Source organism: Nocardia sputorum, from assembly GCF_027924405.1.
Taxonomy (GTDB): Bacteria; Actinomycetota; Actinomycetes; order Mycobacteriales; family Mycobacteriaceae; genus Nocardia; species Nocardia sputorum.
This window is the reverse complement of sequence record NZ_AP026978.1, coordinates 302,485-316,612: the sequence shown is the minus strand read 5'-3', so window position 1 is coordinate 316,612 and position 14,128 is coordinate 302,485. Positions and strand designations below refer to the sequence as shown.

The following is a 14,128-nucleotide window of genomic DNA, read 5'->3' as shown; positions in this document are numbered from 1 at the left end:
CGGTAATCCGTTCCGCTTCTATCGGTTCCGGGTGAGCAGGCGGTTGAGGACCGCAGCCGCCAGGTACAGGAGGGCGATGATGATGATGAGGGTCAAAGCCGCGCCCCACACCCGCTCGCGTCCGGCAGCTTCGGGGTTGGCCAGCTCCTGGTAGATCAACAGCGGCAGCGACGCCATGTTGCCGTCGAAGATGTTCATGTTGATCGACTTGCTGTAGCCGACGAGCACCAGCACGGGAGCGGTCTCGCCCATCACCCTGGCGATGGCGAGCAGGATGCCGCTGATCATGCCGGGCAGCGCGGTCGGCACCACGATCCGCACGATGGTCTTCCACTTCGGGATACCGAGCGCGTAGGACGCCTCGCGCAGTTCGTCGGGCACCAGTTTGAGCATTTCCTCGGTGCTCCGGACGACCACCGGCAGCATCAGCAGCACCAGCGCCAGCGACACCGCGAACGAGCTCTGCGGAAAGCCGAGCGTCGCGATCCACAGCGCGAAGATGAACAGCGCCGCGACGATCGACGGCACGCCGGCCAGGATGTCGACCATGAAGGTCGTGGTCTTGGCCAGCACGCCGCGACCGTACTCGACCAGGTACACCGCGGCCATGATGCCGAGCGGGACGGCGATCACCGTCGCGACCAAGGACTGCACGATGGTGCCGTAGATCGCGTGGTAGACGCCGCCCGCGACCTGATTGGGCAGCACGCCCTTCAGCGAGTTCTGCCACCAGTCCGCCCGGACCACCGCGCTGAAGCCCTTGCTGATCACCATGATCAGGACCCAGGCCAGCGGCACGAGCGCGATGCCGAACGCCAGCCAGACCAGGCCGGTCGCGACGTTGTTGCGCACCTTGCGCGACAGGCTCACATCACGGAAAGTGGGCGGCTTGATCGGCCGGTCCAGAGTCGAGGAGGTCATCACCCGTTCACCCTTCCGCCCGCGGCGAGTCGAGCCAGCGCGTTCACGACGAAGGTCAGCGCGAACAGCACGAAGCCTGCCGCGATGTAGGCGCCGGTCGGCAGCGGGGCGCTGAACTCCGCCGCGGCCGAGGCGATCTTGGAGGCGAAGGTGTAGCCGCCGTCGAACACCGACCACTGTCCCGGCTGAGCGGCCGTCTTCAGCACGATGAGCACGGCGATCGTCTCGCCGAGCGCGCGACCGAGGCCGAGCATGGCGCCGGCGATCATGCCGCTGCGGCCGTACGGCAGCACCGTCATCCGCACGACTTCCCACTTCGTGGCGCCGAGTGCCTGCGCCGCCTCGATGTGGGCGCGCGGGGTGAGGTTGAACACCTCACGGCTGACCGATGTGATGATCGGCAGGATCATCACCGCGAGCACGACGCCCGCGGTGAAGATCGTGCCGCCGCTGGCCAGCGGGATGTTGCCGTCCGAGAAGAGGAACAGCCATCCCAGGTTGTCGTTCAGGAAGGTCTGGATCGGCTCCAACTGCGGAGCGAGCACCAGGATTCCCCACAGACCGAACACGATCGAGGGCACCGCCGCGAGCAGATCGACGATCACCGAGAACGGCCGCGCCAGCGTCTTCGGCGCGTAGTGCGTCAGAAACAGCGCGATGCCGATGCCGATCGGAACGGCTAGCACCAGTGCGAAGATCGAACTCAGCACCGTGACCATGAACAGATCCCGGATGCCGAACCGGAGGTGGTTGGCGTCCGAGGTGTTGAAGTCGGTGCTGGTGAAGAAGTTCGACTCGTTCGCCAGCACCGACGGCACCGCCCGGATGAGCAGGAACAGCGCGATCAATGCGATGGCGGCGACGATGATCGCACCCGCTGTGGTCGCCAGCGAGCGGAAGACGATCTCCGCTCGCGTGCTGTGCGGGCGGCGACTCTTCGTGCCCGGGTCGGTGCTCGGCTTGCTCGGCATGAGCGCAGTATCTCCGCCTGCTCGCAGGCCGGTCGAATCCGACTGGCCTGTGGCGGCAACCTCGTCGTGGACGGTCATGTGGGGGCTGCTATCAGGAGATGGCGTTGATGGCGGTGGTCAGCTTGGTCTTGAACTGCTCCGGGATCGGGATGTACCCGGCCTCGTCCAAGCCCTGCTGGCCGTTGGTGACCGCCGAGGTGAGGAAGGCCTTGACCGCCGTCGCCGTGTCGGCGTCGGAGTACTTCGAGCACACGATCTCGTAGGTCGGCATCACGATCGGGTACGCGCCCGCGACCGACGGCTTGTAGAACGAGGAGGTGTCGATGACCAGGTCGTTGCCCTGGCCGGAGATCTTCGCGGACTCGATCGCCTTGCCCGCCGACGCGACGCTCAGCGTGACCGGGTCCTTGCTCGCCGAGGTGATGATGCGAGCGATCGACAGGTTCTGCGCCTTCGCGAAGGACCACTCGTTGTAGGTGATCGAGTTCTTGGTGGTCTTCACCGCGGCCGAGGTGCCCTCGTTGCCCTTCGAGCCCGCGCCGACGCCGCCGTTGAAGGCCTTGCCCGCGCCCTTGCCCCAGGCGCCGTCGGAGGCGGAATCCAGGTAGAGCTGGAAGTTGTCGGTGGTGCCCGACTCGTCGCTGCGGAAGATCACCGCGATCGGCTCGGACGGCAGCTTGGCGTTCGGGTTCAGCGCCTTGATCTCCGGGGCGTCCCAGGTGGTGACGGTGCCGTTGAAGATCTTGGCGGCGGTCGGGCCGTCCAGCGCGAGATCGGTTACGCCGTCGATGTTGTAGGTGATCGCGACCGGGCCGAACACGGTCGGCAGGTTCCACGCGGGCGAGGCGCAGCGGTCGGCGGCCTTCTTCGGCTCGTCCTTCTTCGCGCTCAGCGGCGAGTCGGAGCCACCGAAATCGGTCTGGGCGCCGATGAATTCGCTCACGCCCGCGCCCGAGCCGCTGGAGGTGTAGTTGAGCGTGGCGCCGTCGCAGTTCTTCTCGTACGCGGCGATGAAGCGCTCCATCGCGTTCTTCTGCGCGGAGGAACCGCTGGCCTTGAGGGCCTTCTTGCCGCCGCAGGCGACGTCGACCTTCGCCACATTGCCCGTGTCGGTCGAGGTGTTGTCGTCGCTGCCACAGGCGGCCAGCGTCATGGCGCCGACGGCCAGCACACCAACGAGGGCGCTGCTGCGCTTGAGATTCACTATTCCTCCGGAATGGCGTCCTACTCGTCCGGTCCCTCACCGGCCCGGACGGGTGCTGTGGTGCTGTTCGCGGGGAACTTGCGCACCAGGCAGCAGTGTGCTGCCCTCACACAACCTAAGGTCACGTGGTTGACAGTTGGACCGACCTGAGTGAACGGAGAGTGAACAGCCCGGCGCGATTGCAGCCGGTGGATGTGACGTTTGCCGCAGTTTTACTCGCGCGCATCCGTTCTGCCGCCTGCTATTCAGCCTCCGCCGCGGCATAGGCCACGTCGACGTGCGCCGGAGCGAATCCGAGACGGGTATAAGTGCGCACCGCGGCGACATTGTCGGCCTCGGTGTAGAGCAACACCTCGGCCAATCCGCGGTCACGCAGGTGCCGCAATCCCGCGAGGGTGAGCAGCCGACCGAGTCCCCGGCCCTGCGCGGCCGGATCGATGCCGACCACGTAGACCTCGCCGACGGGCGGATTCTCCGCGTGATGCACCTTGGTCCAGTGGAATCCGAGCAGACGATCGGGAGCGGCCGGGTCGAACGCCAGGAACAGCCCCGCCGGATCGAACCACGACTCGGCGCGACGGACTTCGATGTCGCGCTCGGTCCACCCGCCCTGCTCGGGATGCCAAGCGAAGGCGGCGCCGTTCACCCGCAGCAATTCCGCGTCGTCGGCGGGACCGGCGTAGGTGCGCAACACGAGGTCGTCCGGAACCACAAGCTCCGGTAGCTCTGGAGTTGCCAGAGAGCGCCGCATCTGCCACAACTCACGCGCGGTCCGCAGCCCGAGCCGGGCGGCGACAGCCTTGGCCGCCGGCCGGTCGCCGTGCGCCCAGACCCGCGCCCCCGGCCCTCCCTCGGCCAACACCGCCGTGACCAGATCGGTACCCACTCCGTGCCCGCGCTGGGCCGGATCGACGGCGACCTCGGCCATCGCGGGATGTTCGCCATGCCGCGGAACGAGATTGGCGTAACCGGCGATCGCTCCGGCCCGCCAGGCGAGCAGGTGGCGCGCTGCGGTGTGGTCGCCCGACGTGAGCGACAGCACGGCCTGTTCCGAGACCGGGGCGACGCCGTCGGCCGCGGTGGCGCGCGTCAGCAGAGCGGTGATCGCCTGCGCCGTGTCCGCGTCGGGACGGTCGGTCCACTGTGTCGTCGCGCCGCTCATCGGCCTCCGTTCCTCGAGCCGGTGGACCCCGCGCGGGGTCCACTGTCGGCAACGTCGTGGCGGCGGTGAGAATTTCGGCCGGGAACGGTGCGGGCACCGCCGGAATCGGCCACCGTCCGCCGGGGATTACTGGGCGGAGCCGTTGACCGGCGTGAGCGGCGAATCGTCGGTGCCCTCGTTGTCGTCTTCCGGAAAGCTCACCGGCTCCCCCTTGGCCGACGCCCGCGACGGGCGCACGGCTTTGTAACCGACATTGCGCACGGTGCCGATCAGCGACTCGTATTCAGTGCCGAGCTTGGCGCGCAACCGCCGCACGTGCACGTCCACGGTGCGGGTCCCGCCGAAGAAGTCGTAGCCCCATACCTCCTGCAGCAGTTGCGCGCGGGTGAACACGCGGCCCGCGTGCTGCGCGAGATACTTCAGCAGCTCGAATTCTTTGTAGGTGAGATCGAGCGGGCGCCCACGCAACCGCGCGGTGTAGGTGCCCTCGTCGATCACCAGCTCGCCGAGCGTGATCTTGCCGGTGTTCTCCGGGCTCGCCACACCGCCGTTGCGCCCGACCAGCAGCCGCAGCCTGGCGTCGAGCTCGGCGGGGCCGGTACCGGGCAGCAGGATGTCGTCGAGTCCCCAGTCCGCGTTCACCGCGACCAGGCCGCCTTCGGTGAGCACCGCGACTACCGGCACCGAGGATCCGGTGCTGCCGAGCAGGCGGCACAGGCCGCGGGCCGCGGCCAGGTCGGTCCTCGCGTCCACCAGCGCGACGTCCGCGCTGCCTGCCTCGAGCAGCGAAGCCACTTCGGTGGGCGCCGGGCGCACGTTGTGCGCGAGCAAGGCGAGCGAAGGCAACACCGACTCGGGGTTGGGGTCGGAGGTAAGCAGGAGCAGCTCCACGGGCCCTCCTCCCATCTCGTAGCCACGCGGATGCGGCAGCACCGCCGCGCCCGCGTCGCTAATCACAGGTAATCGGATGCAAGATTAGCGCGTAACAAGGCATGACCACGCATTCCGGGGTCCACAGTCGCACCGGTGGACACTCCGGTGCCCGGCTCGGGCCAACCGATATGGTGCCTACATGGGTTACGTATCGGGCATGCCCGCCACCGGCGGCGCGCCCGGCACGGCAGCCGAACGCGCGCCGCGCGGCTCCCGGCCGCCGCGGCCCGAGACCCGGAGAGACGGGGGAGCATGCGCAAGCTGATCATCGGCCTGCTGTGTCTGGCGGGGTTCGCCGTGGTCGTCGACTTCAGTACCGCGGCCTATTCGGAGTACCGCGTGTCCCGGGCGCTGCGCGACGGCGCCGATCTCACCGCGGATCCCGAGGTGACCATCCACGGCTTCCCCTTTCTCGGCCAGGCATGGGACAGCCGCTACGACCACGTGGAGATCCGGGCGCGCGCGAAGCGTCTGGACATCCCCGGTGAGATCGCGCTGGAGGCCACGCTGACCGGGGTGCGGCTGCCGGTCGGCGAATTGGTCGACGGCAGTCTGCGCGGGGTTCCCGTGGAGCGGGTCGACAGCCGGTTGCGCGTGGAGCCGACCGAACTCGGCAGGCTGTTCGCCATCCCCGATCTGCAGGTGCATTCGCGTCCCGCCGACAAGTCCGACGGGACCGGCGGCTCGGGCGGGTCGGGGATGACCACCACCGGCGCGCTGGTGCTCACCGGCACCCTGCCGGAGACGCCGGGCGCACAGTACGGCGGCGAGAAGGTCAGTGTGCAGGCCGACCTTTCGCTCGACGGCGACCAGGTGAAAATCGTGGCGACCGGCTTCTATCGCGGCCCGCCCGGCACCGAGACCATGCCTGTGGCGGTGATCACCGAGGCCGATCGGCCCGCGGTGCTCGCCCGGTTCACCCGTACCATCGACACCAAGGAGTTGCCGTTCGGTGTCCGGCCCACCAAGGTCTCCGCCCAGGGCGGTCAGATCGTCGTGGAGGGCAAGGGCGTGAACGTCACGATCGACCTAGACCGATTGCAGCGACCATGATCCAACTCACCATCCTCGCAGTGGTCCTGCTCGCCGCGCTGGCGGTGGGCGTCCTGCTGCGTCGGCGCGACGGCAAGATCCGCGCGGCCGACGGCATCGACCTGTCCGACTCCGCTCGCGCGCAACTGCTGGCGTCCGTCGGCGTGACCGGCGCCGGGCCCGCGGTCCTGCATTTCTCCGCCGACTGGTGCGGACCGTGTGACGCCGTTCGCCGGGTGGTTGCCAACGTCACAGATCAGCTCGCGGGATCGCCGCAGCCGCCGCAGGACATCGAGGTGGACATCGACGCCGAGCCCGCGCTCGCGCGCGAGCTGAACGTCCTCTCGCTGCCCACCACGTTCGTCTTCGACATCGAGGGCAGGGAGCGGTTCCGCATCTCCGGCGTCCCGAAGGCCACGGATCTGCACTCCGCGCTCGAGCCACTGACCACAGCGGCCTGAGCTGCGATGACAACTCCCCTGGACGGGTGTAATCCACCCCGGGTCCAATTTCCCCGCCGAATTGGGTAAACTGCTGACGTGCTTTCCAACCACGAGCTGATGCTCACCCGACGCCGCACAGTGGATCTGTGTCGGCTCGGTGGTTGTTGCTGCCTGTGCCGCTGATCGGTCGGCTCGTCCAGATTTCCTGACGCCGACCCTTGCCCGCCGCGCGAGTGATCTCACGATCCCCCGGCGAATTGGCAAATCTCCAGTCATCGGACTTTTTCAGCGCAGGAGTACGCACAATGTCCACCGAGATCCGTAACAGTTCCGAAGCCACGCCCGTCTCCGCCGATCAGGTCGACGTGCGCGGACCGCGGTTCGCCGCCTGGGTGACCACCGGCGTCCTCGTCGTCGTCGTGCTCGCCGCCGCGGTCTCGCCGGTGGCCGCGGCGGTGCTGATCGCCCTGCAGGCGATCGTTTTCGCGGTCGGCGCCGCCCTCGGTCCGCGCCGCCACCCGTACGGCCGGATCTACGCCGCCTTCGTCGCGCCGCGCCTCGCGCCGACGAGTGAGACCGAGCCGACGGCTCCGCTGCGGTTCGCGCAGCTGCTCGGTTTCGTTTTCGCGGCCGTCAGCCTGCTGGGCTTCGCGCTCGGCTCCACAGTCGTCGGCGCGGTGTTCGCCGGCTTCGCCCTGTTCGCGGCGTTCCTGAACGCGGCGTTCGGGATCTGCTTGGGTTGCCGGATCTATCCGCTGGTAGCCCGCCTCCGCCGGAGCCCGTTACCGGCATCGAACTGACCCTGCACGTCATCTCTGAAAGGAAAACAATGGCTCGCTCCGATGTCCTGGTCTCCGTTGACTGGGCCGAAGAGAACCTCAACGCCCCCGGCGTGGTCTTCGTCGAGGTCGACGAGGACACCTCCGCCTACGACGGTGGTCACATCGAGGGTGCCGTCCGGCTCGACTGGAAGAAGGACCTGCAGGATCAGGTTCGTCGTGACTTCGTGAACCAGGAGCAGTTCTCCGACCTGCTCTCGGCGCGCGGCATCTCGAACGACGACGAGGTCATCCTGTACGGCGGCAACAACAACTGGTTCGCCGCGTACGCCTACTGGTACTTCAAGCTGTACGGCCACAACAACGTCAAGCTGCTCGACGGTGGCCGCAAGAAGTGGGAGCTCGACGGCCGTCCGCTGTCCACCGAGCCGGTGAACCGGCCCGCCACCCAGTACAAGGCGTCGGCGCCCGACCTGAGCATCCGCGCCTTCCGCGACGAGGTCATCGCGGCCATCGGCACCAAGAACCTGGTCGACGTGCGTTCGCCCGACGAGTTCACCGGCAAGATCCTGGCGCCCGCCCACCTGCCGCAGGAGCAGAGCCAGCGTCCGGGCCACATCCCCGGCGCCATCAACGTGCCGTGGAGCAAGGCCGCGAACGAGGACGGCACCTTCAAGTCCGACGCCGAGCTGACCGAGATCTACAAAGAAGCGGGCCTGGACGGCGAGAAGGAGACCATCGCGTACTGCCGGATCGGCGAGCGTTCCTCGCACACCTGGTTCGTGCTGCAGGAACTGCTGGGCCACCAGAACGTCAAGAACTACGACGGGAGCTGGACCGAGTACGGCTCCCTCGTCGGCGCTCCGATCGAGTTGGGAGAGTAATCGACATGTGTGCAGCACCTACCCAGGGTCAGGCCATCCCGGCAGGCGTCGACGTGGAGAAGGAGACGGTCATCACCGGCCGCGTCCTCAGCGCCGACGGCCAGCCGGTGGGCGGGGCGTTCGTACGCCTGCTCGACGGCAACGGTGATTTCACCGCCGAGGTCGTCGCATCGGGTACCGGCGACTTCCGGTTCTTCGCGGCTCCCGGCTCGTGGACCGTTCGCGCGCTGTCCTCGGCGGGCAACGGCTCCGCCGAGGTCCGCCCCGAAGGCGCGGGCATCCACGCGGTCGACGTCGCGGTGGCCAAGTAAGACCGCGCACTCGTCGAACGGCCCCGGTCGCTTTCCGCTCCGCGGAAGCACCGGGGCCGTTTGCGTGCCGCCACAAGGGGGTCGTTAGACTCGGAACGTGGTCCTCTTCTTCGAGATTCTGCTGGTGGCCGTGGCCGTTTTGATCGGCTGGTTCGGCCTCTACGTCTTCTACCGGCTGTTCACCGAATCATGAGCGAACTCGCGAGCGAAGGTTCCAACCCGGCCGAGCGAGCGAGTGAACAACTGAACGGCAACGCTCCGGTCGATGCCGCCGGTCGCCGCAGCGGTGACCAGGCCGTGGCAGAAGCTGCCGAACGGGCGAAATCGACCGGCGCCCGGAACATCCCGGTGCTACCGGATCTCCCGCTGCCCGAGGACACCGCAAACCTGCGCCTCGGTCCGGATCTGAGCGCCTCCATGCTCGCGCTGCTCCCGCTGGTGGGCGTGTGGCGCGGTGAGGGCGAGGGCAACGATCCCGAGCGCGGGGACTACCGGTTCGGTCAGCAGATCGTCGTCTCGCACGACGGCGGTGACTACCTCGCCTGGGAATCCCGGTCCTGGATCATCGAGGCCGACGGCGACTACGGCGGCCCCGACCTGCGCGAGAGCGGCTTCTGGCGAGTCGGCATCGACGGCAACGACGAGGTCATCGAACTGCTGCTGTCGCACAGCAGCGGCATCGTGGAGCTGTTCTACGGGCAAGCGCTGACCCAGTCGTCCTGGGAACTGGCCACCGACGTGGTGATCCGCAGCCAGTCCGGCGTCGTCGTGGGCGGCGCCAAGCGCCTCTACGGCATCGTCGAGGGCGGCGACCTGGCCTACGTCGAGGAACGGGTGGTGGCCGACGGCCCCCTCGAACCCCGCCTCTCGGCCCGCCTCCAGCGCTACATCGGCTGATCCCCTCTCCGGACCGTGCAGGTCGAGGTGACGCGGCAGCTGCGTCCAGGCCGTCTGTGCTGTGCTGCTCAGCCCGGAACATTCGCGCTGATTTCCCCATGTGCCAACGAGCTCAGAGATTGCACTGACCAAAGCAACTTTGGGATGCCAACTAGCGTCGCACCGACAGCCAAGGCGATAACTGATCTTGCAAGTACATGGGTAACTCGCCAGCCACCCCAAAACGCACCTACGCCCTGACGCAGGACCTGTGACCAACCTGCGCCGCACCCAACTGGTACGGCCTGAAGACCCGGAGAGGCGGAACAGAACAGCCCCCGAGCCATACCGGTACGAGTTTCCTCGCACGGGTCCGGTCGGACCGACCGGGGCTCGGGGGCCGGGTGACTGCCTGGAATTCGCTCAGCGCTCGCGCGGGCGAAATCCACCTGCAGCGGTGGCGCTAGCGGACAGCCACCTCACGTGTCCTATGAATATCCATTCTTCGAACCACCTCCTTCCTCGTGTACGAACGAATCTAGCGATGCGTCAGCAGCTCGGCAACGGAATTTCTCGGTCGGCGGAATCCACGGCGCCGAGGGGTGCCGCAGGCGCTGCGAAATCCAGTCCGACCTGGCCTGATGCTGTGATCCGCAGCACCACGTCGGCCCGCTGGTCGTCCGGCAGTTGATGGGTGACGACGACCACGGTGCGGTCGGATTCGACGAGGCCGCTGTCGATGTCCAGCAAGTCGCGCAGCAGCTTCGCCCCCGCCTCGGCTTCCAGGTGTTCTGTCGGTTCGTCCAGCAGCAATACCCGCGCCAAGGACACCAGCGCCCGCGCGAGCAGGATCCGGCGGCGCTGGCCTCCCGAAACGGCTGCCGCTCCCCCGACCAGGTCGGTGTGCACGCCCTTCGGAAGCCCGTCCAGCCAGTCTCCGAGGCCGACGGTCCGCAACGCTTGCTCGGCTGTTTCGGCGGTCAGATCGCCACGCGCGACGCGCAGGTTCTCCAGCACGGAGGTACCGAACAGATGCGCGTCCTCGGCGAAGAAGGTGACGCCGGGGCGAGGCGTGCCGAACAACCCCGCCCACTTCATCAGTAGGGTCGTCTTGCCCGCGCCGCTGGGGCCGACCACTGCGATCCGTCGTGCTCGGGGCAGTTCTGGCACCGCCGCGTCGGTCGAACGGGCCGAGTCCGCGGCGCTTCTCCGCGGTGCCCGGGAGTCCTCCGCCGTGCTGGTGGGGGCGCCGGGTGCGAAGTCGTCCAGGCGATGCAGAGCCGCACGGGCGGTCGTCAAGGTCTGCGCTGCCGCAGGCAGCGGGCCGACCGCTTCGAAAGCCGAGAGCGGCAAGAGGACGAGCACGACAAGCGCCATAGGTGTCATCGCGCCCGCCGTGCCCCCATCCGGGCCGTAAAGGGTGATGCCGATCAGGAGGGCGCCGAACACGGCGGCGCCGATCGAGAGCGGGGTGGCGGCGGCCGACCAGGCGCTGCGCGCGGCCGCGTGGTCCTCGGCGGCGACCGCCCGGCGCGACGCCGCTCCGGCGGCGGCCAGCGCGGCGTCCAGGCGACCGGCGACGCGCAGTTCGGCGGCGTGGTCGAGGACGGTCATGGCCTGCGCGGTGAACTCCGCACGGTCGGCGCGGACGGCGCGTTCCGCATCGGACGCCGCCTTGGCCGACAACCACGGCGCGACGACACCCGACAGCGCCAGCGCCCCCGCCAGGATGGCAGCCGCCGGGAGCGAGATCGTGGCCAGGAGTGCGACGGCCGCGACCGAGAGGACGAGGGCGACCGCGATCGGCACGAACACGCGGACCACCACGGCGCCCAAGTCATCGATGTCGCTGCCGATGCGGACCAGGAGATCACCGCGGCGCGGCGGCTTCGTGCCCGGCTTGTCGTCCGCGCCCCGCGAGATCTCGGGTCGGCGCAGCCAGAAATCCGAGCGCGCCAGTGTGCGGTAGACCGTGGTTCGCGCGGTGGTCATGGCGCGCAACGCGACGTCGTGCGTGGCAAGACGCTCCAGGTACCGGCACAGGCCCCGGGAGATGCCGAGCGCGCGCACCGCGACGACGGCGATGCTCAGGTCGAGCACCGGCGGCATCTGCCAGGCTCGTGCGATCAGCCAGGCCGCCAGCGCCGCGAGCCCGAGCCCGCTGCCCAAGGCCAGCACGCCCCACCCGATCGCCACCGCGACTCGCGCGCGGGACAATTCGAGCAGCGCCCACATCCGGCGCAGATCGCCGAACACCGTGGTGCCGGTGCCGTGCGAAACGTCCCGCGTCATCGCAACCGCTCCTCTTGCGTGGGCCCCGCGTCGATTCGCCGGCGCGGACGAGCCCGATATGGCCACGGTGAATCGAGGCTGTGCGCCGACTTGCGCGCCCTCCCGCGCATACGACTCAGCAACGCATGGCCTCCCCCGTGACGCCCACCCGCGGAAGATGACCGGAGTGAGCCTAGACCTGCGGGGCGAAACCTCGCGAGGCACCGGCACGACGTCCAGCGGACGGAATCCGCACGAAGCGTCAGCTCTCGGCTCATCGCAACACTCCCGCCGGCTCGGCGCGTACCTGGACGACCTGGTCGGCGGCGGCCAGGACGGTCGGGCGGTGGCCGATGACGACGACCGTCGCGCCCGCGCGGGCTCGCACTTGGAGGGCCGCCAGCACGGTGGCTTCGGCGGCGGCGTCGAGGTGTGCGGTCGGCTCGTCGAGCAGCAGGACAGGACGATCGGTGGCCAGTACCCGGGTCAGCGCGAGGCGCTGGCGCTGGCCGAGCGACAGTCCGATGCCGCCGGGGCCGACCACGGTGTCCCAGCGGCCGGGTAGATCATCGAGTACGGCATCGAAACCCGTGGCCAGACAGGCGGCTTCGAGATCGTCGAGCACGCGCGCCGGGCCGCGGGCGACGTGGCCGACCGTTCGCGCGCCGAGCAGTTCGAGGTTGTCCCGCAGCGTGCCGGGCACCAGCACCGGCCGCTGCGGCAGCCAGGCCACCCGCGCCCACCATCGGTCCGGGTCCAGGTCACGGACGTCTACGCCGTCGACGGTCACGGCGCCCCGGTCGGGCGTGAGCAAGCCCAGGATCGCCTGTATGACGGTCGATTTGCCGCTTCCGTTGGGACCGGCGAGCACGGTGAGGGACCCGGGCCGCAAGATCGACGACAAACCAGCGGGGGCGAACCCGTCCCGCGCCTGGATCGAGAGATCGCGCAGTTCGATCACACCGGGGTCTGCCGAGTTGCCCGGACGAACCGTCCCCCTGGTTTCCTTCGGCACGATGCGACGATCGCTCGGATCAACGCCCGGCGGCGTCTCCATGCCCTCGACACCGACGCCGGGCCGCCACCCGAACGACTCGCCGTCCGTCGCCACCGCGCCCTCGACACCGACGCTAGGCCGCCACCCGAACGACTCATCGTCAGGGGCCGTCGCCGCCCCCTCCACGTCGTTGTCCAGCCGCCGCTCGAAGAAGTCGACGCCCCTATTCGTCGCCGCACCCTCCACGCGGTCGCCGGACCCCCGCTCGATCGACTCGTCATGCGGGCCCATCGCCGTGCCGGTCTCGCCACCGACGCGCTCGGCCGGCGTGTGCTCGAGAATCGCGAAGGCCTTGTCGGCCGCCGCCATGCCGTCCTGGGCGGCGTGGAATCGTTCGCCCACCATGCGCAGCGGCAGGTACACCTCGGGGGCGAGTATCAGCGCCACCAAGCCCGCGTAGAGACTCATCTCGCCGAACACCAGCCGCAGGCCGATGGAGACCGCGATCAGGGCCACGCTCAGGGTCGCGAGCAGCTCCAGCACCATCGAGGACAGGAACGCCATGCGCAGCGCGCGCATCGTGCGCTGCCGTAAGGCGTCACCGAGATCGCGGACGCGGTGCTGCATGGTGCGCGGGTGCCCGGCCTGGCCCTGCCCTACCCACGCAGCCGGTTTCGCGTCGCCGGTCTCGCGGCCGAGCGCTCGCAACGTCGGCATGCCCGCGAACAGGTCGAGCAACTGGTCGGACAACCGGGTCGTGGCGGCGAGCGTGGCTTCGGCCCGCCCCTGGGTCAGCAGTCCGATGAGGACCATGAAGATCGGGATGAGCGGCAAGGTGATTACCGCGATCACCCCGGACGTCGGATCGTGTGCGGCGATGACCGCGAGCACGACCGGCGGCACCAGCACCGCCAGCAGCAGCGCGGGCAGGTAGCCGACGAGATAGCCGCGCAGCCCGGACAGCCCCGAGCCGACGACCACCGCCAACTCCGTCCGGCGTGTGTCGAGTTCGCGCGGCGACAGCCGTGCGCCGGCCGCGAGCACCGCTCCCTCCAGCTCCGCCACCACGCTCGCGCCCGCCCGATGCGCCAGCCGGGACTGCGACCAGGTGGCGAGCACCCGCACCGCGACGACGAGCGCGAGCACGATCAGTTCGCCCGTCCACGCGCCGAGCGTGCGCGCGTCCGGATCGGTGACCACACCGGCCAGCACCCGTCCGATCAGCAGCGCGGCCGCCACGATCGCTCCGGTGACGGCCAATGACAGCGCCACGGTCAGCGCGAGGTAGGTGCGCGCGGAGCGGGCGTACCGCCACAGGCGCGGATCGATCGGCGGGCGGGCCAT

The 14,128-nt window shown here is 69.0% G+C and carries 13 protein-coding genes; 6 read left to right on the top strand and 7 right to left on the bottom strand.

Features of this window, described 5'->3' with window-relative positions:
- Positions 1-18 precede the first annotated feature (18 nt).
- The 5 genes from pstA to QMG86_RS01540 form a co-directional block, all read right to left on the bottom strand.
- Positions 19-921: a phosphate ABC transporter permease PstA gene (gene pstA, locus QMG86_RS01560; protein WP_281877225.1), complete on the bottom strand. Its 903-nt coding sequence runs from the start codon at positions 919-921 to the stop codon at positions 19-21.
- The gene (gene pstC, locus QMG86_RS01555; protein WP_281877224.1) at positions 921-1,892 is read right to left on the bottom strand and encodes a phosphate ABC transporter permease subunit PstC; all 972 of its coding nucleotides are present in this window, start codon (positions 1,890-1,892) and stop codon (positions 921-923) included. The genes pstA and pstC overlap by 1 nt, the downstream gene beginning before the upstream one ends.
- Before the next feature lie 91 nt (positions 1,893-1,983).
- Positions 1,984-3,096, bottom strand: coding sequence for a phosphate ABC transporter substrate-binding protein PstS (gene pstS / locus QMG86_RS01550; protein WP_281877222.1), 1,113 nt, complete (start codon positions 3,094-3,096; stop codon positions 1,984-1,986).
- Positions 3,097-3,337: 241 nt separating this feature from the next.
- Complete coding sequence (gene mshD, locus QMG86_RS01545; protein WP_281877221.1) at positions 3,338-4,258, bottom strand: mycothiol synthase; 921 nt, start codon at positions 4,256-4,258, stop codon at positions 3,338-3,340.
- 126 nt (positions 4,259-4,384) lie between these two features.
- Positions 4,385-5,149 carry a winged helix-turn-helix transcriptional regulator gene (locus QMG86_RS01540; RefSeq protein WP_281877219.1) on the bottom strand — a complete coding sequence of 255 codons (765 nt, stop codon included), beginning with the start codon at positions 5,147-5,149 and terminating at the stop codon, positions 4,385-4,387.
- 294 nt (positions 5,150-5,443) lie between these two features.
- Here QMG86_RS01540 and QMG86_RS01535 point away from each other — a divergent pair, with 294 nt between their 5' ends.
- The 6 genes from QMG86_RS01535 (at position 5,444) to QMG86_RS01510 (ending at position 9,537) form a co-directional block, all read left to right on the top strand.
- The gene (locus QMG86_RS01535) at positions 5,444-6,244 is read left to right on the top strand and encodes an LmeA family phospholipid-binding protein (RefSeq protein ID WP_281877218.1); all 801 of its coding nucleotides are present in this window, start codon (positions 5,444-5,446) and stop codon (positions 6,242-6,244) included.
- On the top strand, positions 6,241-6,684 hold the full coding sequence (locus QMG86_RS01530; RefSeq protein ID WP_281877216.1) for a thioredoxin family protein: 444 nt from the start codon (positions 6,241-6,243) through the stop codon (positions 6,682-6,684). The genes QMG86_RS01535 and QMG86_RS01530 overlap by 4 nt, the downstream gene beginning before the upstream one ends.
- 287 nt (positions 6,685-6,971) lie before the next feature.
- Positions 6,972-7,466, top strand: coding sequence for a DUF4395 domain-containing protein (locus QMG86_RS01525; RefSeq protein WP_281877215.1), 495 nt, complete (start codon positions 6,972-6,974; stop codon positions 7,464-7,466).
- Between the two features lie 29 nt (positions 7,467-7,495).
- Positions 7,496-8,329: a sulfurtransferase gene (locus QMG86_RS01520; RefSeq protein WP_159842241.1), complete on the top strand. Its 834-nt coding sequence runs from the start codon at positions 7,496-7,498 to the stop codon at positions 8,327-8,329.
- A 5-nt stretch (positions 8,330-8,334) separates the two neighbouring features.
- Entirely contained in the window at positions 8,335-8,640 is a 306-nt protein-coding gene (locus QMG86_RS01515) for a DUF1416 domain-containing protein (RefSeq protein ID WP_159842239.1), read from the top strand.
- 189 nt (positions 8,641-8,829) lie between these two features.
- Positions 8,830-9,537 (top strand): heme-binding beta-barrel domain-containing protein, encoded by a 708-nt coding sequence (locus QMG86_RS01510; RefSeq protein ID WP_281877214.1) that lies wholly within the window; start codon positions 8,830-8,832, stop codon positions 9,535-9,537.
- Between the two features lie 528 nt (positions 9,538-10,065).
- Here QMG86_RS01510 and cydC read toward each other — a convergent pair.
- Together cydC and QMG86_RS01500 are read right to left on the bottom strand one after the other, a co-directional pair.
- Entirely contained in the window at positions 10,066-11,808 is a 1,743-nt protein-coding gene (cydC, locus tag QMG86_RS01505; RefSeq protein ID WP_434086146.1) for a thiol reductant ABC exporter subunit CydC, read from the bottom strand.
- Positions 11,809-12,061: 253 nt separating this feature from the next.
- Complete coding sequence (locus QMG86_RS01500) at positions 12,062-14,128, bottom strand: ABC transporter ATP-binding protein/permease (RefSeq protein WP_281877213.1); 2,067 nt, start codon at positions 14,126-14,128, stop codon at positions 12,062-12,064.

Excerpts from the sequence above, each read along its gene's own strand:
- pstA (WP_281877225.1), bottom strand. The coding sequence starts at position 921 with ATGACCTCCTCGACTCTGGACCGGCCGATCAAGCCGCCCACTTTCCGT.
- pstC (WP_281877224.1), bottom strand. The coding sequence starts at position 1,892 with ATGCCGAGCAAGCCGAGCACCGACCCGGGCACGAAGAGTCGCCGCCCG.
- mshD (WP_281877221.1), bottom strand. The coding sequence starts at position 4,258 with ATGAGCGGCGCGACGACACAGTGGACCGACCGTCCCGACGCGGACACG.
- QMG86_RS01535 (WP_281877218.1), top strand. The coding sequence starts at position 5,444 with ATGCGCAAGCTGATCATCGGCCTGCTGTGTCTGGCGGGGTTCGCCGTG.
- QMG86_RS01530 (WP_281877216.1), top strand. The coding sequence starts at position 6,241 with ATGATCCAACTCACCATCCTCGCAGTGGTCCTGCTCGCCGCGCTGGCG.
- QMG86_RS01525 (WP_281877215.1), top strand. The coding sequence starts at position 6,972 with ATGTCCACCGAGATCCGTAACAGTTCCGAAGCCACGCCCGTCTCCGCC.
- QMG86_RS01520 (WP_159842241.1), top strand. The coding sequence starts at position 7,496 with ATGGCTCGCTCCGATGTCCTGGTCTCCGTTGACTGGGCCGAAGAGAAC.
- QMG86_RS01515 (WP_159842239.1), top strand. The coding sequence starts at position 8,335 with ATGTGTGCAGCACCTACCCAGGGTCAGGCCATCCCGGCAGGCGTCGAC.
- QMG86_RS01510 (WP_281877214.1), top strand. The coding sequence starts at position 8,830 with ATGAGCGAACTCGCGAGCGAAGGTTCCAACCCGGCCGAGCGAGCGAGT.
- cydC (WP_434086146.1), bottom strand. The coding sequence starts at position 11,808 with ATGACGCGGGACGTTTCGCACGGCACCGGCACCACGGTGTTCGGCGAT.
- QMG86_RS01500 (WP_281877213.1), bottom strand. The coding sequence starts at position 14,128 with ATGGCCCGCCCGCCGATCGATCCGCGCCTGTGGCGGTACGCCCGCTCC.